The organism is Cupriavidus sp. C1SS-2L, from assembly GCF_057073735.1.
On record NZ_CP172708.1, the window covers coordinates 1,336,501 to 1,362,981 of the forward strand.

Annotated in this window: 26 protein-coding genes; 16 read left to right on the forward strand and 10 right to left on the reverse strand. The window is 65.3% G+C overall.

Annotation, left to right across the window (positions count from 1 at the left end; genetic code table 11):
- Window positions 1-183 precede the first annotated feature (183 nt).
- Complete coding sequence (locus tag ACIGJG_RS06325; protein ID WP_011297401.1) at window positions 184-669, forward strand: hypothetical protein; 486 nt, start codon at window positions 184-186, stop codon at window positions 667-669.
- Between the two features lie 54 nt (window positions 670-723).
- On the opposite strand, the gene ACIGJG_RS06330 is transcribed toward ACIGJG_RS06325, so the two are convergent.
- Both ACIGJG_RS06330 and ACIGJG_RS06335 read right to left on the reverse strand, forming a co-directional pair.
- Window positions 724-2,238 (reverse strand): bifunctional aminoglycoside phosphotransferase/ATP-binding protein, encoded by a 1,515-nt coding sequence (locus tag ACIGJG_RS06330; RefSeq protein ID WP_483672909.1) that lies wholly within the window; start codon window positions 2,236-2,238, stop codon window positions 724-726.
- A 57-nt stretch (window positions 2,239-2,295) separates the two neighbouring features.
- A complete protein-coding gene (locus tag ACIGJG_RS06335; RefSeq protein WP_483672911.1) occupies window positions 2,296-2,760 on the reverse strand; it encodes a lecithin retinol acyltransferase family protein in 465 nt (154 codons plus the stop codon).
- A 340-nt stretch (window positions 2,761-3,100) separates the two neighbouring features.
- Here ACIGJG_RS06335 and ACIGJG_RS06340 point away from each other — a divergent pair, with 340 nt between their 5' ends.
- On the forward strand, window positions 3,101-3,664 hold the full coding sequence (locus tag ACIGJG_RS06340) for a hypothetical protein (protein ID WP_166486995.1): 564 nt from the start codon (window positions 3,101-3,103) through the stop codon (window positions 3,662-3,664).
- Window positions 3,665-3,870: 206 nt separating this feature from the next.
- Here ACIGJG_RS06340 and ACIGJG_RS06345 read toward each other — a convergent pair whose 3' ends face one another.
- Entirely contained in the window at window positions 3,871-4,215 is a 345-nt protein-coding gene (locus ACIGJG_RS06345) for a hypothetical protein (protein WP_140951653.1), read from the reverse strand.
- Between the two features lie 321 nt (window positions 4,216-4,536).
- Here ACIGJG_RS06345 and ACIGJG_RS06350 point away from each other — a divergent pair, with 321 nt between their 5' ends.
- The 4 genes from ACIGJG_RS06350 to ACIGJG_RS06365 all read left to right on the forward strand — a co-directional run bounded on the left by ACIGJG_RS06350 (window position 4,537) and on the right by ACIGJG_RS06365 (window position 8,427).
- Window positions 4,537-6,828 (forward strand): heavy metal translocating P-type ATPase, encoded by a 2,292-nt coding sequence (locus ACIGJG_RS06350; protein WP_011297406.1) that lies wholly within the window; start codon window positions 4,537-4,539, stop codon window positions 6,826-6,828.
- A 91-nt stretch (window positions 6,829-6,919) separates the two neighbouring features.
- Entirely contained in the window at window positions 6,920-7,123 is a 204-nt protein-coding gene (locus tag ACIGJG_RS06355; protein ID WP_041679551.1) for a hypothetical protein, read from the forward strand.
- A 39-nt stretch (window positions 7,124-7,162) separates the two neighbouring features.
- The gene (locus ACIGJG_RS06360) at window positions 7,163-7,675 is read left to right on the forward strand and encodes a BON domain-containing protein (RefSeq protein ID WP_011297408.1); all 513 of its coding nucleotides are present in this window, start codon (window positions 7,163-7,165) and stop codon (window positions 7,673-7,675) included.
- 197 nt (window positions 7,676-7,872) lie between these two features.
- Window positions 7,873-8,427, forward strand: coding sequence for a host attachment protein (locus tag ACIGJG_RS06365; protein WP_011297409.1), 555 nt, complete (start codon window positions 7,873-7,875; stop codon window positions 8,425-8,427).
- A gap of 167 nt (window positions 8,428-8,594) precedes the next feature.
- On the opposite strand, the gene ACIGJG_RS06370 is transcribed toward ACIGJG_RS06365, so the two are convergent.
- Window positions 8,595-10,391, reverse strand: a complete 1,797-nt coding sequence (locus ACIGJG_RS06370) for a glycoside hydrolase family 15 protein (protein ID WP_220631496.1) — start codon at window positions 10,389-10,391, stop codon at window positions 8,595-8,597.
- 252 nt (window positions 10,392-10,643) lie between these two features.
- Between ACIGJG_RS06370 and ACIGJG_RS06375 the strand changes: the two genes are divergently transcribed.
- The 8 genes from ACIGJG_RS06375 (at window position 10,644) to ACIGJG_RS06410 (ending at window position 19,294) form a co-directional block, all read left to right on the forward strand.
- Entirely contained in the window at window positions 10,644-11,402 is a 759-nt protein-coding gene (locus ACIGJG_RS06375; RefSeq protein WP_220631497.1) for an IclR family transcriptional regulator, read from the forward strand.
- A gap of 289 nt (window positions 11,403-11,691) precedes the next feature.
- The gene (locus ACIGJG_RS06380; protein ID WP_483672913.1) at window positions 11,692-13,269 is read left to right on the forward strand and encodes an ABC transporter substrate-binding protein; all 1,578 of its coding nucleotides are present in this window, start codon (window positions 11,692-11,694) and stop codon (window positions 13,267-13,269) included.
- 28 nt (window positions 13,270-13,297) lie between these two features.
- Window positions 13,298-14,269 (forward strand): ABC transporter permease, encoded by a 972-nt coding sequence (locus ACIGJG_RS06385; RefSeq protein WP_011297413.1) that lies wholly within the window; start codon window positions 13,298-13,300, stop codon window positions 14,267-14,269.
- 37 nt (window positions 14,270-14,306) lie between these two features.
- Window positions 14,307-15,257, forward strand: coding sequence for an ABC transporter permease (locus ACIGJG_RS06390; RefSeq protein ID WP_483672915.1), 951 nt, complete (start codon window positions 14,307-14,309; stop codon window positions 15,255-15,257).
- Window positions 15,258-15,268: 11 nt separating this feature from the next.
- Complete coding sequence (locus tag ACIGJG_RS06395) at window positions 15,269-16,231, forward strand: ABC transporter ATP-binding protein (RefSeq protein ID WP_011297415.1); 963 nt, start codon at window positions 15,269-15,271, stop codon at window positions 16,229-16,231.
- Complete coding sequence (locus ACIGJG_RS06400) at window positions 16,228-17,217, forward strand: ABC transporter ATP-binding protein (RefSeq protein WP_483672916.1); 990 nt, start codon at window positions 16,228-16,230, stop codon at window positions 17,215-17,217. The genes ACIGJG_RS06395 and ACIGJG_RS06400 overlap by 4 nt, the downstream gene beginning before the upstream one ends.
- Before the next feature lie 142 nt (window positions 17,218-17,359).
- On the forward strand, window positions 17,360-18,388 hold the full coding sequence (locus tag ACIGJG_RS06405) for a porin (RefSeq protein ID WP_011297417.1): 1,029 nt from the start codon (window positions 17,360-17,362) through the stop codon (window positions 18,386-18,388).
- 51 nt (window positions 18,389-18,439) lie between these two features.
- Entirely contained in the window at window positions 18,440-19,294 is an 855-nt protein-coding gene (locus tag ACIGJG_RS06410) for an N-formylglutamate amidohydrolase (RefSeq protein WP_220631499.1), read from the forward strand.
- On the opposite strand, the gene ACIGJG_RS06415 is transcribed toward ACIGJG_RS06410, so the two are convergent.
- From ACIGJG_RS06415 to wrbA, 3 genes are read right to left on the reverse strand one after another with little or no spacing between them, the layout of a single operon-like run.
- Complete coding sequence (locus tag ACIGJG_RS06415) at window positions 19,287-20,705, reverse strand: FAD-binding oxidoreductase (RefSeq protein WP_483672917.1); 1,419 nt, start codon at window positions 20,703-20,705, stop codon at window positions 19,287-19,289. The two genes, ACIGJG_RS06410 and ACIGJG_RS06415, sit on opposite strands and share 8 nt — an antisense overlap.
- Before the next feature lie 17 nt (window positions 20,706-20,722).
- Window positions 20,723-21,136, reverse strand: coding sequence for a DUF2069 domain-containing protein (locus ACIGJG_RS06420; protein ID WP_011297420.1), 414 nt, complete (start codon window positions 21,134-21,136; stop codon window positions 20,723-20,725).
- On the reverse strand, window positions 21,133-21,735 hold the full coding sequence (gene wrbA / locus ACIGJG_RS06425) for an NAD(P)H:quinone oxidoreductase (RefSeq protein ID WP_011297421.1): 603 nt from the start codon (window positions 21,733-21,735) through the stop codon (window positions 21,133-21,135). The genes ACIGJG_RS06420 and wrbA overlap by 4 nt, the downstream gene beginning before the upstream one ends.
- A 146-nt stretch (window positions 21,736-21,881) precedes the next feature.
- On the opposite strand from wrbA, the gene ACIGJG_RS06430 reads away from it, so the two are divergent.
- Window positions 21,882-23,216 (forward strand): YihY family inner membrane protein, encoded by a 1,335-nt coding sequence (locus tag ACIGJG_RS06430; RefSeq protein ID WP_011297422.1) that lies wholly within the window; start codon window positions 21,882-21,884, stop codon window positions 23,214-23,216.
- Between the two features lie 15 nt (window positions 23,217-23,231).
- On the opposite strand, the gene ACIGJG_RS06435 is transcribed toward ACIGJG_RS06430, so the two are convergent.
- The 3 genes from ACIGJG_RS06435 to ACIGJG_RS06445 form a co-directional block, all read right to left on the reverse strand.
- Window positions 23,232-23,549, reverse strand: a complete 318-nt coding sequence (locus ACIGJG_RS06435) for an Mpo1-like protein (protein WP_011297423.1) — start codon at window positions 23,547-23,549, stop codon at window positions 23,232-23,234.
- A 98-nt stretch (window positions 23,550-23,647) separates the two neighbouring features.
- Window positions 23,648-24,472: an alpha/beta fold hydrolase gene (locus ACIGJG_RS06440; protein ID WP_140950010.1), complete on the reverse strand. Its 825-nt coding sequence runs from the start codon at window positions 24,470-24,472 to the stop codon at window positions 23,648-23,650.
- Entirely contained in the window at window positions 24,472-25,782 is a 1,311-nt protein-coding gene (locus ACIGJG_RS06445; RefSeq protein ID WP_011297425.1) for an O-acetylhomoserine aminocarboxypropyltransferase, read from the reverse strand. Before ACIGJG_RS06445 ends, ACIGJG_RS06440 begins: the two co-directional genes overlap by 1 nt.
- Window positions 25,783-26,012: 230 nt before the next feature.
- Here ACIGJG_RS06445 and ACIGJG_RS06450 point away from each other — a divergent pair, with 230 nt between their 5' ends.
- Window positions 26,013-26,459: a CBS domain-containing protein gene (locus ACIGJG_RS06450; RefSeq protein ID WP_011297426.1), complete on the forward strand. Its 447-nt coding sequence runs from the start codon at window positions 26,013-26,015 to the stop codon at window positions 26,457-26,459.
- The last annotated feature ends 22 nt before the right edge of the window (window positions 26,460-26,481 follow it).

Here is a 26,481-nt window from a genome sequence, read left to right on the forward strand (position 1 = left end):
TGGCGAAGCCGCGTCTATCCCGCGTTACGGAGTTGTTCAACGCGCTGGCCTGGCGCCGTCGAACCCCGGCGCACCGGTACGCTCGTCGAGCCTTGCTTGAGGCAGGTCAAATTGCCGTGGACGCGGTGGCCTATGTTGATCAGAGGGCGACAAGCCCGTTTCGGGTCAGCAGGAGGAACCATCATGGCAAGCCGTCATTGCATTTCATTTTTCATCACGCTCGCCGTCGCCGCAGCCGGGACACCTGGCGTGTTCGCAGCGCCGCCAACCGATCGTGCCCCAGGCAAGCACGCGCCGGAGCGTCCGGACGAGCCGGCGGCCGCATCTCAGATGTCCGCGCAGCTCGATGCGCAGATTGCTCATCTGCGCGCGATCCGCGAACGGCTGTCACGCGCCAGTTCGGATGAGGAGCGGCGCATGCTGCTGGCCGAACGTGACACCGTGATGCGCGATGCCATGGCGACGATGCATGGGCCCGCCCGGGCGCGTACCGCCGGCCCGGCTGGGAAGCCCGGCGGCTACGGTGCAGGCATGTGCTATGACGCGACGCAGCAGCACGTTGCGCTCATGCAGGAAATGATGCTGGCGATCCCGGATGGCCGGGGCGCGGGCATGCCGAAGGGTGCCGGTCCGGGCCCGGGAATGCACCGCGGAATGATGGCACAGTAGATCGACCCCGCACGGCGCATGACGGCCGCAGGCAAGCCGGGAGCCTGTGGCACGTCAGGCCGGCAGGAAAGGCGGGGTGAACTGGCTTGCCGGAACGGCACAGGCACGCTGTGCCTCGGTCAAGGGCTCCTGTACGCGCAGTTGCCAGGCCAGCGTGGCGCAGTCGGCCTCGGATGCATCCTGGCCCGACTGCGCCCGTGCCAGGATACGCGTTCGCAGCGTATCGACGGGCGCTTCGCACTGGACAATGAAGAACGGCACGCCGAGACGGCGCGCCAGGGCCATGGCGCGGTCCCTCTGCCGGCAAGACAGGAACGTGGCGTCGGCAATCATCGCAAATCCCGCACTGCAGCCAATACGGCAAATGGCCCGCAGGCGTTCATAGGTGCGATCCGTCTCCCTTGTGTCATACCGGCTGTCTGTCGCCCGCGCGCCGTGGCGTAGTCGCCGGCGCTCGACGTCCGAGCGCACGCGCACCATTGCCACCGTTTCCGAGATTCCCGCAGCGACGGTCGACTTGCCGCTGCCAGACAAGCCATGCATCACCACTAGCGCGGCTGGGCGGCGGGCAAGGATGCGCCATGCCAAGGCCAGCAGATTGCGGCATTCCACATGGGCGGCCGACATCGGCGCGTCCAACGTGTTGCGCCGCTGGTGCGACCGTTCAAGCAGCACGCGCGCCCGGACCAGCGCGCGCATGGCGACATAGAGCGGCAATAGCTTCAGCCCCGCGTAGTCGCCGGAATGTTGCAGGTACGCGTTGAGCAGGCGATAGGCCAGGTCCTGCCGGCCATGATGGAGCAAGTCCATGAAAGGAAAGGCGATGTCGCTGATGGTGTCGATCCAGCGCAGGCCCGGATCGAACTCCAGGCAATCGAATGGCGTTGGCTCACCGTCCAGCCATACGATGTTGCCCAGGTGCAGGTCGCCATGGCATTCGCGCACATGACCGCTCTGTAGGCGCGCCCGTATCGCCTCGCCAAGGGCGGCTGCGCGGGCGCGAACCAGTCTGGAAACCTCGGTCGACAGCCCGGAGCGGTCGTCCAGCCGCTCGATACCGCCGAGGCATTCGTCGAGGGTCGCATGCACGCGGGCGGGCGTGCCATATCCCTCTTCCAGGCGCGCGCAAGGCTGATCATGATGGAACCGGGCCATCCGCTCGGCAAGGGCATCGATATGCGCGGCCCGCAATCGGTTCTCGGTCAGCATTTCGCTGAACAGGTCCTGCTGTGGGAAGCGCCGCATCTTGACGGCGTACTCGACGGGGGTGCCTGCGCCTTCGACCTTGACGGACCCGGCCGTGTCCCCGGCAACGATGGGGACCACATCGAGATAGAGTCCCGGGGCCAGGGGGCGGTTCAGCCTGAGCTCGGTCTGGCAATCTTCACGGCGCGCTTGCGCCGTCGAGAAATCCAGGAAATCGAATCGCACCGGCTTGCGGACCTTGTAAGCGAAGTCACCGGCAAGAAACACGCGCGAAATGTGGGTCTCGATGACCTGCACGCGATCGACCGGATAAGGGTAGGCGTCCGGCATCGCCAATGCCGCCGTCAATACCACGTCGTCCAAGGGATGACCTCGCTGCCGTTGCCTGACGATCGTTTCAGTGTAGCGGCTGGCGGCGGGCTATGCCGCCGCGCGCGCCGGCGTTGCGAAAAGAATGCTGAGGATGGCTCGCACCGCACGCCATGGCCGGGTCATCAGTGTCTCCACTTGTTGGCTGCGGCCCTGACCAGACAGACACCACGTGCAGAAGTGTTCGCAGTTGTTGGTAAGGAGGTGGTAGTCATTTTCACCAAGCCGCGACGTCGCTCGCCGGACAATCTCCACGCCGATATATCGCGCCGCCGTGCTCGTTTCGACGCTGAGACCATAACCATTGGCGAAGTCCGCCAGGGTAGTTTTTTCGACCGGGCCGCAGCGCAGGAGTCCCTTGAATCCGACATAGTGTATGACCTCGCCGTTGCCGGTATAGATGCCGTGATGAATGTAGCCTTGGCGACGCGTCACGAGATGCGCGCCAGGCGCAAGCGTTCCCACCAGTGCCGTCAGAACGGCTGCGGAGTCGAAGTATTGCGCGTCGTTGTTCATCGCACGCCCCTTTTTTGTGTTCCTGGTGCGCCCGGCAGGCCCCTGATGTGGGTATCACGGTGACCGGACATCCGAGACAGCGGCCTGCCTGCGTGGATGCCTCGAGTATGGTTGGCGCGGCGCTTACCCGATATCAGCCGCGGACGAGAGTGCTGTACGGCTGGAGCGGTTTTTCTTGTACGCCTCGGACAACGCCCGGTGTCGGACGATAGCGACCGTCTGTCAGTGAAATCTGACAGTGGTGCGCCGGAACTACGACATTGCGGATCCGGATGCCAGGACTCCTGTGGCGTTGACCCACGACAAGAGGCGAGAACCCGGGCGGACTAGGCTGCAATGCATGGCACAGGCCGCCGATCGATCAGCGTTCACTGCGCCGGCTTATTGGATGACGTCAAGCGAGGAGTGTCCGATGCGGGCTTTCATGGCAATTTGCTTCCTGATTCTGTCCACCGCAGCGATGGCCGCTGCCAATGATGCAGCGGTCCCTTCGGGCACGATGAAGCTCAGGCAACTGAACGGTATTTCCTACATCTCCGGTGGGGTCGGTATCGATGAAGCTGCCACCATCCGCGGCATGGCCCGGCAGTTCAATGTCCGCATGCACTTTGTTGACAGCAATGACAACAGCTCCTTGTCTGATGTCACGGTCACGTTGTTCAATGCGCGGCGCGAAATCGTGCTGCTCGTGCTGAGCGAGGGACCCTACTTGTATATGAACCTGCCGCGCGGCGCCTATCGGGCGGTGATCCGGTACGGCGGCTCCATTGTCAGCCGGAGCATTGCGGTGACAGGGGACAGCGCGCCCGTTGACCTTCTGTTGCGCTTCCCGGCAATGCCGCCTGGCAGCGATAGCCTGATTGCCCGGCCGGTCCAAGGGCAACCTCCTGCGAAGTCGCGGTGAGCGGACCTGCTGGCTCGACTTGAGCCAAGCCGCGCGGGGGGAGCGATTAGCGCTAAACGCCAGGGCGGAGCCTGGATGCCGTCATCATTCTCCGGTCAATTTCCGACCGTCGAAGATGGACGTCATGTGCGCACGATGTGTTGCTAAGGTATTGATCTTGTTCCAATGCTTGGTAGCCCGGACGTATCGCGCGGGTTTTGCTTGTTTCACAACCGCTGATGACTGGCTTGGCCTGACGACGAGACGCTTGCATTGACGCCACCGGTCTCCTTGTGCTCATCATTCAGGAGCGCATCGCAGCCACCTTCGTCCCGGTAACCTTCAATGAACGGCACCACCGTTGCGAAGTGCTCGTGCGGAATCCCGCCATGGGCGAAGCCCGTAGCAGCATCGGCGGGTTCCTGTTTCGGTTGGCACTTCTTCAAAACGGAATGGAGTTGCTTCTCAGTCGGGCCCGACGCATCGTTGCCACGCCTCTCATGCGAATCAAGCGAAATCGCGGTAGTCAGGACGGAAAGCACAAAAGCGAGTGAGAGTATAGTTGCCAACATCGGCCACCTCCTGTTCTCCTTTGCTGGGTCGAAGTACCATCAGTCATCGATCAGCAGATACGTTTGGGTGGCTAGCGCGTCGTCCAGAACGCTTTCCGGTCCCTCAGATCGCCCACCGACCTCGCTGAAGCAAGCTTGCGGTCTCGGGGCGTCGACATAAGGGCTTCCAGATGCCGCTGAATAATCTCAGACTTTCAACGATCCGATCCCTGTACGGACTCTAGGCTGCGGTCCAACCTTCGATTTGATCCAGCGCAGAGCCGGTAAACCATTTCGTCATGAAGGACGGCGCTCAGCGCCGCATGTTGCAGGGGGACTGGAATGCGCTTGCCCGCTGGCCGGCTCAACGGTGTGCTGCTTGCGGTTTCCGCCGTGACGCTGGCGGGAGGCCTTGTTGCGCGGCAGCTGCAAGGCGAGACGGCAGCCGAATGGATCTGGATCGCCGGGACATTGCCTAATGCGATGGCGCTGGCGATTTCCAGCGCGCGCGCCGCGATCCGACGGCAATCCGGCATCGACGCGCTGGCGTTGCTATCGATCGTGGTCGCGCTGATTTTCGGAGAGTTTCTCGTGGCGGCTGTCGTATCGCTGATGCTGGCGACCGGACGCGCGCTTGAGGACTACGCCCAATCGCGCGCTCGGCGGGAGATGACGGCTCTGCTGAGCCATGCTCCCAGGCGGGCCAACCGGCTGGAGGGCGGGCAATGGCAGCAGGTCGATGTCGCCGAAGTCCGTCCCGGGGACCGGTTGATGGTGCGGCACGCGGAGGTCGTGCCCGTCGACGGTGCGCTGACGATGCCCGCGGAACTGGACGAGTCGGCACTGACTGGCGAGTCTGCCATCCGGAAGTGCGTCGCGGGCGAGTCAGTCAAGAGCGGCGCGCTGAATGCCGGAGCCGCACTGGAGATGATGGCTGGCGCCACGGAGGCGGAAAGCACGTTTGCCAGCATCGTCCGCATGGTCGCGGCGGCGCAGGCAGAGCGCAGTCCTTCAGTGCGGCTTGCCGACAGGTATGCCGTGCAATTCACGGGACTGACCCTGCTGCTTGCAGGTGCTAGCTGGCTGTGGAGCGGCGAGCCGATGCGCATTCTTGCAATATTGGTAGTTGCCACGCCATGCCCGCTCATCCTGGCCGTGCCTGTGGCAATCGTTTCGGGGATGTCGCGCTGCGCAAAGCGCGGCGTGCTCGTCAAGGGCGGAGGTGCACTTGAAGGGCTCGCCAAAGCCGATACGTTGTTCTTTGACAAGACAGGCACGCTCACGGGTGGAGTCGCCAGGCTGGTTGGCATCGAGTGTACGCAAGGGTATTTGGCGGAGACAGTGCTATCACTCGCAGCCTCTCTTGCACAAGCGTCGAATCATGTCATCTCCGATGCCGTGGCAATGACTGCGCGCGAGCGAGGCCTGGAGTTGCTTACCCCGTCCGACGTCCGGGAAAGTCCCGGTGCGGGCGTGCAGGGGATCGTCGGAGGGCAACTCGTCAGGATCGGCTCGCTCACGTATGCCGTGGACAGCGGCGATGCGGCGGAGTGGGCGAAGGACGTCATCCGCCGCGTCCGGATCGGAGGGATATCGGCCGTGTTTGTGAGTCTCGACGGTCATCTGGCGGGCGTGATCCAGCTCGCCGACAGCATTCGCCTGGAAACTCCGCGCGCGCTTCGCCTGCTCCGCAAGGAGGGCGTCACACGTCAGGCGATGCTTACGGGAGATCGCGTGGATATCGCGGAGGCGGTCGGCGCGATGCTCGGTGTGAGTGAAATCCATGCAGAGCAGTCTCCCGCCGACAAGCTGGCCACGATACACGCCGCACGCCGCAAGGGTACGGTGATCATGGTCGGGGATGGCGTCAATGACGCTCCCGCGCTGGCCGCGGCGGATATCGGCGTTGCGATGGGGGTACGCGGCGCCGCTGCCTCGTCGGAGGCGGCCGACGTGGTACTGCTTGTGGACCGGCTCGATCGCCTTGTCGATGCCGTGCAAATCGCACGCCGCACGCGCCGCATCGCGATGCTGAGCGTGGAGATGGGAATGATGCTTTCGTTCGCCGCCATGCTGGCGGCGGGATTGGGCTTCCTGCCTCCTCTGCCAGGCGCAATCCTGCAGGAAGGCATCGATGTACTTGCCATCGTCAATGCGCTGCGCGCTTTGCGAGCGGACGCCCGGGAGCCAGGGGGCAGCCTTGGCGAGGCGGACGTGGCCCGCCTCAAGGCCGAGCATACGGCGCTGGAGCCGATCATGGACAGGATCCGCGCCGTGGCGGATATGCTGCCCCGGATGGATGGGCGAGCTGCACAGGCTGAGCTGAAGGCGTTAAACTGCTCCCTGACCGAGGTCCTGGTGCCGCATGAACGTAGCGACGACATAAGCCTGTATCCGGACGTGGCACGCATGCTTGGCGGCGAGGACCCCATGGCGGCCATGAGTGCGATGCATCGCGAGATTTTCAGGGTTGCGACCGTCCTCGGCAGGACAATCGCCCAGCTGCCTCCGGAGGGTCCGGATCCGCGTACTGTGCAGGATTTACAGCGTCTGCTCTACGGTCTGGACGCTATCCTGCGATTGCATTGTGCGCAGGAGGATGAGCTGTTTCATGTACTTGGGAAGGGCTGCTGATTTGTATTGGCGGCGAGCCGGAAAATCGTCCGCAGCACACCGGCACGCTCCTTGCTGCCTTCGCTGTCAATGTCCACCAGCGGAGAATGCCATGACTTCCAGCAAGGACCAAAAGCCCCACGAACGCAGCACCGCCGCGCACACCAACCCGGGCGTCCGCAGCGACCGCAAGGCGAACGAAATCCGCAGCCGCAGCGAGGACCCAGGCCAAAGCAGCTATGGCGGCTTCAAGAACGAGAATCCCGGCAAGCAGCACCAGTCCACCACCGATACGCCGCACAAGCGCCAACGCTGAGCGCGGGTTTGATATCCACGCAGACTGGAGAACGAACCCATGGAACACGAACAGCGCATCACAGGCCCGCGGGGCTATGTACGTTCGGATGAACGCATTCACGACGATCTCTGTAGCCGTCTGGCCTACTCGGACCGGCTCGATGTCCACGACGTCGAGGTCACGGTGTCCGGGGGCGTCGTGGCATTGAGCGGCACCGTCGAAGATCGCTGGCAGAAGTACTGCATCGAGGAGATTGCGGACCATGTCCTTGGCGTCAAGGACGTCGACAACCGCATCCGCGTAACGCGTACGGACGGCGCCGCAGCACAGGGCACGCAGCAAGGCTTGGCGGGGCAGTTGGGCAGGGCCGGACAGACGGCAAGCCAGAACGTCGCTGGCGCGGAGCACGTAAGCGGCATGAGCACCAGCGGCAGTTCGACGGGCGCGTCCGCCAGCAGCTATACGGGCGGACTAGAGGCCGGCAAGGGCAGCGCCGGGGGCGGTGCCGACTCTTATGGCGGCACTACATCGCCGGGTAGAGGTGCTCCGGACGCGACCACGCCGCGCTGATCCCCCGAGAGGAACGGCACGGAACACTGCCGGACCGTTTGCTTTGCAATACTTGCAGTCTTTCCGGTCAAAGCTGCAACGGCGCATGGCCGGCGCCACATCTGCCGGCCACCCGCCGCAACCCCCCGGGTGGCGTGCGGCTTGCAAGTCTTTACTCGGTCAGCCTGCTTGACGCGGGCTTTGAACGGAGACCCCTCATGAAGAGAACCTGGATCCTCGTCGCAGACGAGGGTATTGCGAGAGTGCTTGCCTCACGCGGCGACAGCGCGGCCCTGGAGGAGATCGAAAAATTCACGGATGCGGCCGCCCATGCCGATAACGCGGACCTGCGGCACGATGCCTATGGCCGCCGGGGGCAGGCCACGGTACAGGGCGATGCCGGCCATCCGGGCGCGCACATGGGCCGCACGTCGACCGTGACGTCGTCGGCCGGAGAGGATGAAATCCACCAGGAAGCCCACCTGTTCTCGCGTCGCGTCGCGAAGATGCTCGAGGAGGCGCGCATCAGGCAGCGCTTCGACGAACTGGTCGTCATTGCGCCGCCACGGTTTCTGGGCCTGTTGCGCAAGGCGTGGCCACAGTCCGTAGGCAGCGTGGTCACGCGCGAACTCGACAAGGATTATTGCCGGTTGGCGGACAACGATTTGCAGCAGCGGCTGGCTGCCGATGGCATCGTGCCGGCACGGCGCGATCCGCGTATCGAGATGGGCAAAGGGCCCGGCAATGAGATTGGCAACCTGCCGACGCGTTAGGCGCGTTAGGCAACTGACGGATCCTTGAGAGTTGATAGCCAGCTAGTGGCGAACCGCCCGGTGCTTGAATTCCTCAGCGCATTTGCGGCACCCGCACCACGGCCATGACTATGCGCAGCGTCTACAGTTCAGCGGGCAGGGCGCGAACGCGGATAGGGGCGTCGGCCTCATGCACGCTTGATGCCCTTCTCGAGCAGCAATGCGGTATTGACCAGCGCGATATGCGACAGCGCCTGCGGAAAGTTGCCAGCCATGCGGTGCCTGGCCGGGTCGTACTCCTCCGAGAGGAGACCGACGTCGTTGCGCAGCAGAAGGAGGCGCTCGAACAGCTCGCGCGCTTCCTGCCAGCGCCCGGCCATGGCATAGGCGTCCGCGAGCCAGAAGCTGCAGGCAAGGAAGGTTGGTTCGCTACCCGGCAGGCCGTCCTCGGTACGTGACGGCAGGTACCGGCGCACCAGCCCGTTCGCGAGCAGTTCCTGTTCGATGGCCTGGATCGTGCCGAGCATGCGCGGATCCTTGCCATCGATGAAGCCCACCATCGGCAGCAGGAGCAGGCTTGCGTCGGTGGTGTTGCCGCCATAGGTCTGCACGAAGCTGTTGCGCTTGGTGCTGAAGCCGTTCGCCAGCACGTCGGCGTGGATGGCGTCCCGCACCGTGCGCCAGCGCGATGCCGAACCTTCCCAGTCGTGCATCTCGACGGTCTTGATGGCACGGTCCAGTGCGACCCACGCCATGACTTTGGAAAAGGTGAACGGCTGCCGTCCGCCGCGAACTTCCCAGATACCCTCGTCCGGTTGCTGCCAGATGGCGGCGAGATGGTTGACCAGCGCGCGCTGCAGCGCCCACGAGTCGCGATCTCGGGGCAAGCCGCCGAGGCGCGCCTGGTACAGCGCGTCCATGAGTTCGCCGTAGACATCGAGCTGGAGCTGGGTCGCGGCCAGGTTGCCGACGCGGACTGGCCGGGCGCCCTTATATCCTGGCAGCCAGTCCAGTTCCCATTCCCACAGGTGGCGCTCTCCGCCGACGCCATACATGATCTGGGCCTGCTCGGGGCTGCCAGCGACCGCGCGAGTGAGCCAGCCCCGCCAGTCCTGGGCTTCGTCATAGTAGCCGGCAGCCATGAGGGCCAGCAGGGTTCGGGTTGCGTCGCGCAGCCAGCAGTAGCGGTAATCCCAGTTGCGCACGCCTCCGGGCGTTTCGGGCAGCGATGTGGTGGGCGCCGCGACGACGCCGCCGGTCGGCCAGTAGGTCAGTGCCTTGAGGGTCTGCAGCGAGCGCCGGACTGGTCCTCTCCAGTCGCCACCGACCTTGCACCGGCCAGACCAGTCCCGCCACCAACGCTCGGTTCGTTCCAGTTCCTGGTGTGCATCGAGCGGGGGCGGTTCGGCAAGGTGTGAAGGACAGTAGGTCAGCACGAACGGCTTCATCTCGCCGGCTTTGATCGTGAACTCGCAGGTCGTGGCCAGGCCCTTGCCGTGCAGCGGTTCGGGCGAGCGCAGGATGGTCATGGCCGGCCCCGCCACTGCACGAATGCCGTCGTTCTGTTCCAGGCGTGTCACCCAGGGCACCGTCGCGCCGTAGTCGAAGCGCAGCGTCAGGTCCATTTTCATGTCGACCGTGCCGCTGCGGCCGCATACGATGCGCACGAGGTCTGAACGTTCTCCAGAGTTGGTCATGCCATGGCGGATCGGCATGAAGTCGATGACCGACGCTACGCCCTGCGGATGGACGAAGACGGTTTCGAGGACAACGGTCCCGGGCAGATAGTGACGCCGGCTCCTGCCACCTCGGGCTGCCGGGGCGATCCGCCAGCGACCGTGCTCGCGCGTGCCCAGCAGCGCCGCCAGGCAGGCTGCCGAATCGAAGCGGGGCAGGCACAGCCAGTCGATGCTGCCGTCGCGGGAGACGAGCGCCGCCGTCTCGCAATCACCGATCAGTGCGTAATCCTCGATGGAAGCAGGCACGGCAGTCCGGACTCTTGTTGTTGGGGTGGCAGAACAGGCGCAGGCGCCGGGCAAGCGTTGCCCGGAATGACGCCGTCCAATGTCCTGGCCGAGGTGGCCAGGTCACACGCGTGGCTGCCTGTATGGTTGGAGGCCTGCGCGAAGTCATGGTTCCGGTCTTGCCCTGGCAACTGCCTTCGCCGATGCGGCGCCACCTCTTCCTGCCCGCTACAATGCGCGCTGAACCCCGTTTCACCCATAACAAAGAACCCGATGACTTACATCGTTGACGCCGTCGACGAGGCGCTTGGCCTGCTGATGCTGGTGGCCGAGCATCCGTCCCTGGGCGTGACCGAGCTCGCGCGCCGGGCCGGGCTGACCAAGGCGCGCGCGTTCCGGCTGCTGAGCACGCTCGAGCATCGCGGCATGATCGCGCGCGAAGCGCCGGCCGCGGTTTACAAGCTCAGCTACAACGCCTTGCTGGTCGGCAATGCCGCGCGCGAGCAAGTCGACCTGATCAAGCTCGTCACGCCAAGCCTGGCCGCGCTGGGCGCCGCCTGCGGCGAGAACGTGATCGTGCGCGTGCGCGACGGGCTCGAATCGGTCTGCGTGGCGCGCCATGAGTCGTCGCAGTCGGTGCGCGTGCATACCGAGGTTGGCAACCGCCGTCCGCTGCATGTGGGAGCTTCCGGCAAGCTTCTGCTCGCCTATGGCGGGGACGTGCTGATCGATGCGGTGCTGGCGAACGCACTGCAGCGCTTCACCGACAAGACCATCGTCGATCCGCAGGCGCTGCGCGACGAACTCGCGGCCATCCGTGCGGCGGGCTATGCGGTGTCTCTGGGCGAGCGCGAGCCCGACGCCGTGTCCGCCGCGGCGCCGCTGCGTGACCACAGCGGCAGCACCGTCGCCTCGCTGAGCATTGCGAGCCCGGCCAGCCGCACGACGCAGGAAGTGCTGGACCGCCACGTGGCCATGGTCGTCGAACAGGCGGCTGTGTTGTCGCGCACGCTCGGCTACTCGGGCGCCTGATCCTACCGGCCGGCAGGCCAGCAGGTTACCGCAGCAGCGGCAACCAACTCCGGTTTTCCCTATCCCTTCACCCCGGCAATGACTGTTGCCGGGGCGTCTTCCTTTTTGCTCGCGCTGTCGCCGCACGGGCAGTCCAGTCTTTTCCCTGCACGTCCCCATAGCGGGTAAACCCTGCTTACTCGTGTCACTTCTTTGTCTTATTCTTCGATACACAGTATCACTGAATGAAACAATGTTTCAGCAAACGAAAACTACGACCCCTGCAGGAGGCTGCCGTCACTGGGCGGCCATGCTCGTTCTGGCGGGCATGCTCGTGTTGGCCGGCGCGAGTTCGGCGCGCGCGGCCGACTTGCGCATTGGCTACAAGGCGGAAATCAGCGCTGCGGATCCGCATGTGCTGGACGCGGCGGGACGGAATCTCTGGGGCCATGTCTACGAGACGCTGGTCGGCCTGGATAACGAACTGCACCCCGTGGCTCAACTCGCCACCGGCTGGCGACAAGTGGACGCACGCACATGGGAGTTCCAGCTTCGCCCGGGCGTGCGCTTCAGCAACGGCGAACCGTTTACCGCGGAAGATGCGCGCTATTCGATCGAGCGCGCACGGCATCTGGCTGGCGCGCGCACGTTCCGCACGTACCTGAAGTCGATTGCCGAAGTGCAGGTCACCGGGCCGCTGACGCTGCGTGTCGTGACGCGCACACCCAACCCGGTGCTGCCGCAGAACGTGGGGCTCGTGGCGATGCTGCCGCGCTCGCTTGGCGGCGCGGTGAAAGAAGCGGACTTCGCCACGGGCCGGGCGGCCATCGGCACGGGTCCATACCGTTTCGTCGCGTGGGAGCATGGCCAGCAGCTCACGTTTGCGCGCAACCCAACCTACTGGGGTGCGCTGGAGCCTTGGGGCCACGTGGTTTTCCAGTTCATCGCCAAGGAGCCGGCGCGTGCCTCGGCGCTGCTGTCGGGGCTGGTGGACATGATCGACGCGTCGTCGGCCAGCATTGCCGACGCCTTCACGCGTACCAACGGGCGCATCCGCACCGTATCGGCCACGTCGTACATGCTGAATTACCTGCAGCTCGACCAGGCGCGCAAGGTGTCGCCCTACGTGAGCGACAACCAAGGCAAGCCGCTGGGCGCCAACCCGCTGCGCGACGCAAAGGTGCGCCAGGCCATCAGCGTGGCGATCGACCGGGACCTGATCGCCGCGCGCGTGACCAAGGGCGATTCCGTGCCGGCTGGCCAACTCGTGCCACAGGGCTTCTTCGGCTTTGCACGCGCCGTGGCCGCGCCGCACGGCGACGCGGCGCTAGCCCGCCGGCTGCTCGCCGAAGCCGGCTATCCGGCGGGCTTCCGCCTGACGCTGCATTGCCCCAACGACCGCTACCTGAACGATGCCAAGACCTGCGAGGCGATCGGCCAGATGCTGACCCGCGCGGGCATCCGGACCGAGGTGCGCACGTTGCCCTATTCGGTGTACATCACGCGCGCCACGTCGGGCGGGGAGGGCGGCAAGCCAGAGTTCAGCGCCTTCATGCTTGGCATCGGGGCGGTCAGCGGCGATTCGCTGGAACCGCTGGTGGCCGCCGCTCACTCGCAGGACAAGAAGGCCGGCCTGGGTGCCAACAACCGCAGCGGCTATGCGAACGCCGCCGTCGACACGCTGGTCGACGAAGCGATGCGCACGATGGACCCGCCCGCGCGCGAGCAGGTGCAGCGCCAGGCGGCCGTGACGTTGGCCGAAGACGTTGGCGTGGTGCCGCTGCACCACCTGCGCGCGACGTGGGCCTACCGCAACGGCCTGGCCGTGAAGCCGCGCAGCGATGGCTTCACCTACGCCATGAACATTCGACCGGCCGCACGCCCCTGAGGCACCGCAGCCATCCCCGGAAGCAACCATGCTGGAAACCCTTCTCAAACGGCTGCTGCAGAGCATTGTGGTGCTCTGGATCATGTCCGTCCTGACCTTCTGCGCCGTGAATCTGATCGGCGATCCGGTGCACCTGCTGGTGAGCCCGACCGCGACCGAGCAGGAGATTGCCGAGGCGCGCCACTCGCTCGGGCTGGACTTGCCTGTGCAGCAGCAGTACCTGCATTTCGTGCAGGGCGCGCTGCACGGCGACCTCGGCGATTCGTTCATCTACAACCGGCCCGCGATCGAGCTGATCGTCAGCCGGATTCCGGCCACGCTGGAACTGGCAGTGACCGCGCTGCTGCTGTCGCTGGCCATTGGCATCCCGATGGGCATCTTCGCGGGCCTGAAGCCTGCGAGCCGCCTGTCGCGGCTGCTGATGGCGTGCTCGCTCGGCGGCGTGATCATGCCGACGTTCTGGATCGGCATGATCGGCATCCTCGTGTTCTCGGTGAACCTGGGCTGGCTACCGTCGGGCGGACGCGGGCCGATCAGCACGGTGCTGGGCATGCCGCTGTCCGTGACGAGCTGGGAGGGCATCCGTTTCCTGCTGCTGCCGGCGCTGACGCTGTCGCTGTTCAAGATTTCGCTGGTGGCGCGGCTGACGGAAGCCGGCACGCGAGAAGTAGCGGGGCAGGAGTACATCAAGTTCGCGCGAGCGAAGGGCGTGGGTGGCGCGCGGCTGGTGCTACGCCATGTGGTGCCCAATGTGCTGATTCCGATCGTGACCGTGGTCGGGCTCGAGTTCGGCCATCTGATCGCGTTCTCGGTCGTGACCGAATCGGTGTTCTCGTGGCCCGGCATGGGCAAGCTGATCATCGACTCGGTGTTGGCGCTGGACCGGCCGGTTGTCGTGGCTTACCTGCTCGTCACGCTGGTGTTGTTCGTGGTGCTCAACCTGATTGTCGACCTGCTTTACGTATTGCTCGATCCGCGCCTGCGCCACAAGGCAGCCTGAACCCTTTTTCTGAACCTGTCATTCGCCAAGTTTTACGATGTCCATCCCTGCAACTGAACCCGGTACGACGGGTGCGCCGCTGGCGTCTGCCAGCGCGCCGGGCACAGCGTCCGCGCGGCCGCATCGGCCGTCTTTTCTCTCACGCTTCCTGCGCAACCGCGTGGCGGCGGCAGCGCTGGCGCTCTTGCTCGCGTTGATGCTGGTCGCCGTGTTCGCCGACGTGATCAGCCCGCAGAATCCATATGACCTGGCCACCGTGTCAGTCATCGATTCCGAACTGCCGCCCGGCGCGGTCGGCTATGACGGCCAGATGCGCTACTGGCTCGGCACCGACGGTGCTGGGCGCGACCTGGTCAGTGCCATCTTCTATGGCATCCGCATCAGTGTCGGTGTCGGCGTGATCAGCGCCGTGGTGGCGCTCGTGCTCGGTGCCGCGATTGGCCTGATCGCGGCCTACTGCGGCGGCGTGGTCGACGCCGTGATCATGCGCATCGTAGACCTCCAGCTGAGCTTGCCGGCGATTCTTGTCGCGCTGATTCTGCTCGCAGTGCTTGGGCAGGGCGTGGACAAGACGCTGATGGCGCTGGTGATCGTGCAATGGGCCTACTTCGCGCGGACCGTGCGCGCATCGGCACAGGTCGAACGGCGCAAGGACTACGTCGAAGCGGCGCTCGGACAGGGGCTGTCTGCCTGGCGCGTGATGTTCCGCCACATCCTGCCAAACTGCATGGCACCGCTGGTGGTGACCGCGACGCTGCAGATCGCGCATGCGATCACGCTGGAAGCGACCATGAGCTTCCTCGGCATCGGCCTGCCGCGCACGCAGCCGTCGCTGGGCATGCTGATCGCCAATGGCTTCGAATACATGCTGTCGAACAAGTACTGGATCAGCATTTTCCCGGGCGTGGCCCTGGTGCTGCTGATCGGCGCCATCAACCTGGTGGGCGACCGGCTGCGCCGCGTGCTCAATCCCCGCAACGAGGGCTGAGGAGAGAAATCATGGCACTGCTGGAAGTCAACGGTCTGACCACGCGCTTCGCCCTGGAGCACGGCGCGGTCACTGCGGTCGACAATGTTTCTTTCTCGCTGAATGCAGGAGAAATCCTCGGCATCGTCGGCGAGTCCGGATCTGGCAAGTCGGTCACAGCGTTCTCGCTGATGAACCTGCTCGACCCGCCTGGCCGCGTCACTGGCGGGACGGTCCGCTTCAAGGGACAGGATCTGCGTACGTGCACGCCGCGCCAGTGGCAGGCGCTGCGCGGAGACCGTATCGCGATGGTGTTCCAGGACCCGATGATGTCGCTCAACCCGGTCATGCGCATCGGCGCGCAGCTGATCGAGACGGTGCGCGTGCATCACCGCTGCTCGCACACGGAGGCCCATGACCGTGCCGTCGATGCGCTGAAGAAGGTTGGCATTCCCGCGCCGCAGGAACGCATGCAGGCGTATCCGCATGAGCTGTCGGGCGGCATGCGCCAGCGCGTGGCGATTGCCAATGCGCTGATCAACCAACCCGATCTGATCATTGCCGACGAGCCCACCACGGCACTCGACGTGACCATCCAGGCGCAGATCCTGTTCGAGATGAAGCAGCTCGTGCGCGAGACCGGCGCGGCCGTGATCTGGATCAGCCATGACCTGGCCGTGGTCAAGGATCTCGTCGACCGCGTGTGCGTGATGTACGCGGGGCGTGTGGTGGAGCAGGGGCCAGTGGCGGACGTGATCCGTCAGCCGATGCATCCCTATACGCGGGGCCTGCTCGATTCGCTGCCCGCGCACGAGACGCGCGGCCGCACCTTGCGTGCGATTCCCGGCGCCGCGCCGGCGCTGTATGGCTTGCCGCCAGGCTGTGCATTCGCACCGCGTTGCACCCGGGCCAGCGAAAGCTGCGCGCAGGCGCCTCTCGAAGTTTCCGTGCGCGGCCGGTCGCTGCGCTGCGTTCACCCCCTGGAGGCGGCATGACTGTCCTGCTCGAAGCGCGCCATCTGCAGAAGCAGTTTTCCCAAAAGCCAGGCCTGATCGGCCGCGTGACGGGGCGCCACAGGGCACAGCCGGTGGTGCATGCGGTCAACGATGTCTCGCTGCAGGTTCACAGGGGTGAAGTGCTGGGGGTCGTGGGCGAGTCCGGCTGCGGTAAATCGACGCTGGGCCGCATGCTTGCCGGCCTGCTCGCGCCCAGTGGCGGGGATGTGCTGTGGGAAGGCGCGCGTGCCGACACCGCCGCGGCTTCCTACCACCTCGCGGTGCAGATGGTGTTCCAGAACCCTTATGCATCGCTCAACCCGCGCCTGCGCATCGGCCAGGCCATCACGGAAGGTGCGTTGCATCACGGGCTGATCGGACGCGGGCAGGCAGCGTCTTTTGCACGGGAAATGCTTGCGATGGTGGGGCTCGATGCTTCGTATGCCGAGCGCTATCCACACGAATTCTCCGGCGGCCAGCGCCAGCGTGTCGCCATTGCGCGTGCGCTCGCCTTGCAGCCGCGCCTTGTGGTCTGCGACGAGGCCGTGTCGGCGCTGGACGTCTCGGTGCAGGCCCAGGTCATCAACCTGTTCATGGACCTGCGCCGGCAGCAGGAGCTGACCTACGTTTTCATCAGCCACAACCTTGCGGTGGTGGAGCACATGTCGGACCGCGTGGTGATCATGTACCTGGGCCGCATCGTCGAGATGGGTGATGCGCGCTCGGTATTTGCGCAGCCCGGCCATCCCTACACGCGCGCACTGCTGGCCGATGCGCCGAGGCTCGACGGCAGTTCAGCCAGTCACCAGCCAATCCAGGGCGAGTTGCCTAGCCCGCTCGCGCCGCCGTCCGGCTGCGCGTTCCATCCGCGCTGCCCGCATGCGAGCGCGCGGTGCGCGGCGGAGGTGCCGCTGTTGCGCGATATCGGTGGCGGCCGCATGTCGGCGTGCCATCTCAACGAAACAGGCCAGATGAAAGCGGCCTGATCGCGCGCCGCCACGGCGGCGCATTCCACGGGGTTTGCCGCATGGCATCCGTTCCGGTCAACGGCGCGGAGGGCGGCGCTCGCGCTCATGAAGCGTGGCGCATGGCGGCGGGGTTGTTTCGCAAAGGGAGAAGGAGAACAGCATGAAGTCATTCAGTTTTATCGGGCGAGCGTGCCTGGGCGGCGCGCTGCTGGCAGCGTCGGCCGGCGCGGACGCTGCCATGACGCTCTACGGCCGTATCGATACCGATATCGAATATCAGCGCGGTCCGCGCGGCAATGCGGCGCAAATGGTGGACAACGCATCGCGCTGGGGCATGCGCGGCAACGAAGACCTTGGCGGTTCGCTGCGTGCGGATTTCGGCCTGGAGCAGGGCTTCCAGGCTGACAATGGCACTGCCACCAATCCGCAGTTCCGCAATGCCTTTGTTGGCCTGAGCGGCGTGTTTGGCGCGTTTGCGCTGGGGCGGCTCGATTCCGCGACGTCGGTTGGTTCGCCCATTTATTCGCAGATTACGCAGAACGTCGATTTCGTGATCCACGATGCCGGCGCCACCGCCATCGGCACCAAGGTGCTTAATGCGCGCAACCGCGTATCGAACGCGCTCGGCTACGCGACGCCAGATTTCGGGGGGTTCTCGCTGCGTGCCCGTATCAACTTGGCCGGGCCGGATCCCGCTACGCCCAATGCCAGTTCCCCGGTGAAGGAAGAGGACGATTTTCGCCAGTACGACACCGGGCTGAACTATGCCTCGGGCAACTTCTCCGCGGGCCTCGGTTATTCGCGCGATGCCAAGACCGGCGGGCTCGTCGCCAATGATTTTCGCGACAAGATGCAGGCAACGGCCGCCTATGACTTCAAGTTCGTCAACGTGTACGGCGTGTACGGGCGCGACCGCTATGTCGGCACGGCCAGTTCGCGCACCGACGTGCGCTACTGGCTCGCCGGCTTCACGGTTCCCTACGGCGCGCACAGCCTGACCGTGAACTACATGGAGCGCGACGTGCAGAACAGCACGAGCGGCAGGCTGCGCAAGGCGCAGGCCGGCTATGGCTATCGCCTCAGCAAGCGCACCATGCCTTACGTCTTCTTCGACTACGAAGACGGCAACAGCCGCAAGCCCGGCGATACCGTAGTTACCTACGGCATCGGCATCCAGCACAAGTTCTGACCGGCGAAGCGCGTCGGCTGCACTGTCAATTCGTACCTGTCTGTCCGTTCCATGCCCCATCCCTACACCCTGATCGAACCTGTCGTCGCTGCCTTGCCCCTGGTGGTGGATTCTCCGCACAGCGGTCTCCATCACGACGAGATCCTGCCGATGTCGGCGACCCCGGACCAGTTGCTCACCGGCTGGGACGCCTATGTCGACGAACTGTTCGGCTACGCGCCGCAAGTGGGCGGCACGCTGCTGCACGCGGGCTTTCCGCGCTGGCTGGTGGATGCCAACCGCGCGCGCGACGACCTGGACCCCGATCTGCTGGAAGGACAGATGCCGTACCCGCTGCGACCCAGTGACAAGGCCCGGAGAGGCATGGGCGTACTGCGCCGGCAGGCACTGCCGGGCGTTCCGGTCTATGCGTCCAGGCTGCCGGCCGCATTCGCGGAGCAACTGCTAAAGCGGTATTACGATCCGTACCACGCCGCGATTGCAGGCTTGATCTGTACGCAGCACGCGCGATTCGGCGCGGTCTGGCATATCGACTGCCATTCGATGAAGTCGCGCGGCAATGCGATGAACATCGACAACGGCGCAGCACGGCCGGATTTCGTGGTGAGCAACCAGGACGGCAAGACCAGTTCGGCCGAGTTTATCGAGGTGGTGGCCGGACGTCTGCGCGGGTTTGGCTACAACGTGTCGGTCAACTGGCCCTACAAGGGCGCCGAGCTGATCGGCGCCTATTCGGACCCCGCGCGCGGACGGCACAGTTTGCAGATTGAAGTCAATCGCGCGCTGTATCTGGACGAGGCGCGCTTTGTCCGCAGCGAAGGGTTTGCGATGCTGCGCGCGCACCTCGATCTGCTGCTGGAGGCCGTGGCGGCCTATGTGCGCAGCGAGGTGCCGGCGTTCAGATGACCTTGCCGGGGTTCATCAGCCCCAGCGGGTCCAGTGCCTGCTTGATGGCACGCATCATCGCCAGCTCTACCTCGCTCTTGTAAAGGCGGTTCTCCTCGCGCTTGAGCTGGCCCAGGCCGTGCTCGGCGGAGATCGAGCCGCCGTGCGAATGCACGCTGTCATGCACGACGCGGTTGACGGCGTCCTGGTTGCGCAGGAAGTCGTCATGATCGACGCCAGCCGGCGGCGATACGTTGTAGTGCAGGTTGCCGTCGCCGAGGTGGCCGAAGGTCACCATGCGTGCACCGGGGAACGACACCTGCAATAGCGCGTCGGTCGTCTCGATGAAATCGGCCACGCGTGACACGGGCACGGCGATGTCGTGCTTGATGTTCTTGCCTTCCTCGACCTGCGCAAGCGGAATGTGTTCACGCAGGTTCCAGAAATCGCGCGACTGCTGCCCGGATTCGGCCACCGCGGCGTCGATGACCACGCCGGTGTCGAAGGCAACCTGCATCAGCTTTTCGAAGATCGCGCGCGCGTGGTCTTCGCTTTCGCTATCGGACAGCTCCATCAGCACAAGTTGCGGATGCACCTCCGAAAACGGGTAGCGCAGCTGCGGGAAGTGCGTGGTGACGAGCCGCATGCTCAGCGCGGACATCAGCTCGAAGCCGGTCAGCATGGCACCGGCATGCGATTGCGCGATGGCCAGCAGCGCCAGCGCCGCACGCGGGCTCGCCACGGCGGCCAGCGCCGTAACGCTTGCCCGCGGCAGCGGGAACAGCTTCATGACCGCAGCGGTAATGATGCCGAGCGTGCCTTCGGCGCCGATGAACAAATCACGCAGGTCATAGCCCGTGTTGTCCTTGCGCAGGCCGCGCAGGCCGTGCCAGATCTCGCCCTTCGGCGTCACAACTTCCAGCCCCAGGCAGAGTTCGCGCGTATTGCCGTAGCGCAGCACCGCGGTGCCGCCAGCGTTCGTGGACAGGTTGCCGCCGATGGTGCAGCTACCTTCGGCCGCGAGACTCAGCGGAAACAGCCTGCCGTGTTCGTGCGCCACGTCCTGCAGATGCTGCAGCACGACGCCGGATTCGACCGTGATGGTGTTATTGAGCGGATCGACCTGCCGTACGCGGTTCAGCCGCTGCAGCGAAATCACCACGGAATCCGTCGTGGTCGGCGTAGCGCCACCGCACAGGCCGGTATTGCCGCCCTGTGGCACCACGGCGATCTTGTGGGCGTGGCATGCATGCACGGCGGCGGCGACTTCCTCGGCATTGGCCGGGCGCAGTATGGCAATGGCGTCGCCGGTGTAGCGCTTGCGCCAGTCGGTCAGGTAGGGCGCCTTGTCGGCGGCATCGGTCAACACGTGCTGGGGACCGAGTGCGGCGCGGCAGAGATCGAGGAAGGAGTCGTGGTGCGAGGCAGGCATGTCGTGTCCGGGTGCGTCTACTTGCCGGTGTCGGCCGAGGTGGTCTTCAACGCCTTGGCCCGGCGCTTGTACGGGCGCAGGTAAAAGATGGTGCTGAAGAAGAACAGCAGGGTGAGCGCCACTTCGATCCATGCCAGCGTGGAAGAGGGCCCGCGGTCGCTGGTGGCGCGCACGACGCCTTCGGTGAAGAACAACAGGATCAGCATCGACGACCACTGCATGGTGTAGCGGTCGCGCGTAAGCACGCCGCGCAACGGCAGCAGCAGCGGCAGAAACTTGAGGACCAGCCACGATCCGCCGGGCCGCAGCGGTGCCAGGAACCACTCCCACGCGATGCACAGCAACATCAGCGCGACGAGGCTGCCGACGCTCAGGCGATACAGCGCGGCGTTATGCAGGGCGCTGTCGCTGACCTCCGGCGCGGCGGTCATGCGCGGTCCCCTGCCAGTCGCAGGGCCGCTTCGGCCAGTCGTTTTCCCATGGCCATGGCCAATGCGGCCTCGTCGTCGGTGACCGGGCCGCGGTTGTCGCCATGCGCGTGGTGGCTCGGGCCGTAGGGGGTACCGCCGGCCGTGGTCGTCATCAGCGCCTTCTCGGAATAGGGCAGCCCCATGATCAGCATGCCGTGGTGAAGCAACGGCAGCATCATCGACAGCAAGGTGGTTTCCTGGCCGCCGTGCAGGCTTCCGGTCGCGGTGAACACGCAGGCCGGCTTGCCGGTGAGCGCGCCCGACAGCCACTGGGCGACGGTGCCGTCGAGAAAATACTTCATCGGCGCAGCCATATTGCCGAAGCGCGTCGGGCTGCCCAGCGCCAGGCCGGCGCATTCCTCGAGGTCGCGCAATTCGGCATAGGGCGGGCCGTCGGCAGGGATGTCGGAAGCGGTGGCTTCGCAGATGGTGGAGACAGGCGGCACTGTGCGCAGGCGCGCCTGGACGCCGGGGACGCTGTCGATGCCGGTGGCGATCAGTTCGGCCAGTTTGCGGGTACTGCCGTGGCGGCTGTAATAGAGGACGAGGATGTCGGTCATGGAACAGGTCGGCGGGCGCTGCCTGAGGCGTATGGCCCGGGGTGTACGGCGGAGGAGGCGGAACAATCCGCGTATTATAGTTGTGCCCCCGCCACGTCAGCGGGGTCGCCCCCTCTCCACATCAACACACAGGAGCCTGCTGCCGCATGTTAGGAACCCGCGTTGCCCGCCTGCGCAGGGAATGGAGTCTGCAGAAGCTGCGCGCGCTCTCGCGCTACGCGCTGCGCCGCGCGGGCGAAGGCCGCCTGCCCCAGGTTGCCGCCAGCCTCACCTTCACCACCTTCCTGTCGGTCGTGCCGGTGCTGACCGTGGCCTTCGCCTTGCTGGCCGCCTTCCCGGTGTTCCGCGAATTCCGCTCGGACATCGAGACCTTCCTGTTCCAGAACCTGATTCCCGGCAACGTCAGCGAATCGATCTCGCGCTATCTCGGCCAGTTTTCCAAGAGTGCGCGCGGCCTGACGGCCATGGGCCTTGGCGGCCTGATGCTGACATCGGTGCTGACTATGCTGACGGTCGAGGACGCGCTCAACGGGATCTGGCGCGTCAAGCAGCGCCGGCCATTTGCGCAGCGCGTGCTGATGTTCTGGGCTGTGCTGACATTCGGCCCGGTGCTGATCGGCGCAAGCCTGTCGGTCAGTTCGTACCTGATCTCGGTGTCTGCCGGCTATGTCGGCAATATGCCGATCGGATTGGGGCTGCTGGTCAGCGCGACGCCTATCGTGCTGTCGGCGCTTGCGTTTGCGTTCCTCTATACCGCGGTCCCCAACGCTTATGTCGAGTGGCGCGACGCCATCGCGGCCGGGCTTGTCGCAGCCATCGCATTCGAATTCGCCAAGCGTGGGTTTGGCTATTTCATCACGCATATCCCGACGTACACGGCGGTCTATGGCACGTTTGCGGCGCTGCCGATTTTCCTGTTGTGGATCTACCTGAGCTGGCTGGTGACGCTGCTCGGCGCCACCATCGCCGCCAATCTTCCGGTCGTGCGGCAAGGTCACTGGCGCCGGCGTACCTTCGCCGGCAGTGAGTTCTTCGATGCGCTCGGCGTGCTGCTGCTGCTATACAAGGCGCGCGACGAAGTACCGCGCAGCGTGGGGGAAATGGACCTGAGCCGCAAGCTGCGCGTGGAGGCCGATTACCTCGGCGTGCTGCTCGGCAAGCTCAAGGCCATGCATCTGATCGGCAAGCTGCAGCAGGAACGCGGGCAGGCGCACTGGGCGCTGCTGTGCGATCCGTCGCAGGTGCCGCTGCGGACCTTGTATGACCGGCTGGTGCTGAACTTGCCGCGCTTGCCGCGCACGGCGGTGGCGCAGCAGCTGCAGGGCGCCGAGGTGCTCAAGTCGATCCTGGTCAATCCGCAGCTGGATCAGCCGCTGGACGTGGTGTTCAGGCAGCAGGTTGCCACGGATCCACTGGCGTCCGGGGCAAACGAGACACTGCGACCAGCGCTGGAGATGGTCCCGCCGGGCAGGCGGGGATAAAAGGGCGGGGGGTGTTCAGAACGGAATCCGCCCGCGCAGGATATCCGCATACATTACCCAGTCCCCCATCAGGCTGTAGAGCGGGTGGCGGAACGTAGCGGGGCGATTTTTCTCGAACACGAAGTGCCCCACCCAGGCAAAGGCGTAACCGGACAGTACCGCGCCGAGCAGCCACCAGGCATTTCCGGTAACAACCAGCATCAGCAGGCAAAGCAAGGCCACGGTCGAGCCGGCGAAATGCAGGCGCCGGCAGGTGCGGTCCTGGTGTTCGCTCAGATAGTAGGGGTAGAACGCCGCAAAGCTTTCGAATTCGCGCGTGTGGGCGCCGGCCATGGCTGTCTCCGAATCCTTGTTCCGATAGGACCAAGTGTAGTCCGCCCGGCGCGGCAGGTGCGGACGGCGCCACGCGGCCCGTCCGCTGGTGGGGTCGCTCAGCGCGCCGCTACCACCTTGCGCGCGAAGGCGGCGAGGGCGTCGAGCACTTCGTCCGGCCGCTCCCCCATCATGGCGTGGCCGCAAGGCACCGACACCATGCTGGCATTGGCCATCTTCGCGGCGAGTGCCTGCGCGGCCTTGGGCGAGGTCATCATGTCCTTGCTGCCCGTGATGAACAGCGCCGGGCAGACCAGCGCCGCCGCGGCTTCTTCGCCATGCGCATAGCTGTTGCAGGCCTTGAAGTCGTTGTGGAACACGTGGATAGACGGATTGTTACGCGACACGCGCTCCATCAGTCGCTGGCTGCCGCCCTGCATCCATGCGCCGGGTCCCGGGAACGACGGCTTGTTGGCCAGGCTCGAGTGCGACCACGCATTGACCATGGCGATGGCCTGGTCTTCTCGGTTCAGCGCGGCGTCCAGCAGGGCATCGGATACCTTCATCGGATAAGCCGTTGCCAGCAGTCCAATACCCCGCACCGCCTGCGGATGGCGCGCCGCGCATTCGAGCGCGATCAGCGAGCCCATGCTGTGGCCGAACACCAGCGCGGGCGCGGTCACGCCAGCGGCAGCCACCAGCGACATGACCCAGTCGGCCATCTCTTCGACGGTGGCCAGCGGCGCGCCCTTGCTGCGGTTGTGGCCCGGCAGGTCCACTGCCAGCACGGAGAAGCCGTGGTTCGCGAACCAGCGGGTCTGCAGCGCCCAGACGCTGTGATCATTCTGCGCACCGTGCACGAACACGGCGCAGGGCAAGGTGGGGTCGAACGGCTTGCCACCGGTGTAGGCGTAGGCCGGCTGGCCTGCGATCTTCAGTTCCATCAGGCTTGCCCTCCCTTGCCGCTCATCGCCTTCTCCGCAGCCTTCAGGCCGCGCTTGAGGTCGTCGATCAGGTCGTCGGCGTCTTCGAGGCCAATCGACAGGCGGATGGTCCCCTCGGTGATACCGGCCGCCTGCAGCGCGGCGGCATCCATGCGGAAGTGCGTGGTCGAGGCCGGGTGGATCACCAGCGAGCGGGCGTCGCCGACATTGGCCAGGTGCGAGAACAGCGACAGGCTTTCGATGAAGCGCTTGCCGGCTTCGCGGTTGCCCTTGAGGTTGAAGCTGAACACCGCCCCGCAGCCGCGCGGCAGCAGGCGCTTGGCCAGTTCGTAGTCGGGGTGCGATTCCAGTTCGGGATACGCGACCGATTCGACCATCGGGTTCGACGCCAGGAACTGCACCACGCGCCGCGTGTTTTCGACATGGCGCGCCATGCGCAGCGGCAGCGTTTCCACGCCTTGCAGCAGTTGCCACGCGGCCATCGGGTTCATGCAGGCGCCAAAGTCGCGCAGGCCTTCGCGGCGCGCGCGCAGCAGGAACGGAGCGACCGTGCTTTCCTCGGTGAAGACCATGTTGTGGAAGCCTTCATACGGCTCCGACAGTTCCGGGAAGCGCCCGGAGGCCTCGAAATCGAACGTGCCGCCTTCCACTAGCACGCCGCCGATGGTGGTGCCGTGGCCGCCCAGGAACTTGGTGGCCGAATGGTAGAGCAGGCCCGCGCCGTGGTCGAACGGGCGCAGCAGGTAGGGCGTGGTGAACGTGGAATCGACCAGCAGCGGAATGCCGTTGTCCTGGCCGAGCTGCGCCAGCGTCGGGATGTCCAGCACATCGAGGCCCGGATTGCCGAGCGATTCGCCGAACAGCAGTCGCGTGTTCGGGCGGATGGCGGCGCGCCAGCCGTCGATGTCGCGCGGCTTGACGAAGGTGGTCTCGATGCCGAAGCGGCGCAGCGTGTAATGCAGAAGGTTCTGCGAGCCGCCATACAGCGCGGTGGACGCAACGATATGCGAGCCGGCGCCCATCAGCGTGGCCACGGCAAGGTGCAGCGCAGCCTGGCCCGAGGCAGTCGCGATCGCGCCCGCGCCGCCTTCCAGTGCGGCAATGCGTTCTTCCAGTACCGCCACGGTGGGGTTGGAAATGCGCGAGTAAACGTGGCCGGCGCGCTCCATGTTGAACAGCGAGGCGGCATGCTCGCTGTCCTTGAACACGAACGAGGTGCTCAGGTGGATGGGCGTGGCCCGGGCCCCCGTGGCGGGATCGGGCGCGGCGCCGGCGTGCAGCGCCAGCGTGTCGAAACGGGTACCAGACATGGCGATTCGGGCGAGAGTTGTCTCCGGGCTGCATCGTAGCACCGTGCGTGAGACGGTGGGGCCATCCGCCCGGAAACCGGCCTGTGCTTTACTTATGCGGCTGATTTCGGCTAGGATCGGCGCACGGGCACCCCCTTGTCCGCGCAAATCCCAATTTCCCAGCAACAGAAAAGATCAGGCATCAGGCCCCATCGGGCGCCATGCCGCAGGCACCGGTAGCGGAGACAAATATGAAAGTCAGCGACATCCTCCAGATCAAGGGCAATACGCTCTACACCGTGACGCCTGACACCGCATTGCTGGTTGCCGTCCACACCATGGCCGAGCACGACATCGGCTCGCTGGTGGTGATGGAGTACGGCGACCTGGTCGGCATGCTGACCTTCCGCGAGATCATCGAGACGCTGGCCAAGAACGGCGGCAGCGTCGGCACCACCAGCATCCGCAAGGTGATGGATGATGCGCCGCTCACCTGCACCATGGAGACCGACGTCAATGAGGTCCGCCGCATGATGCTGGAGCGTCACACCCGCTACCTGCCGATCCTCGACAACCGCACGCTGATGGGCGTGATCTCGTTCTACGACGTGGCCAAGGCCGTGGTGGAAGACCAGAGCTTCGAGAACAAGATGCTCAAGGCCTATATCCGCGACTGGCCCGAAGAGCGCGCAGACTGAGCAACGCCGGGCCTGGTCTGTC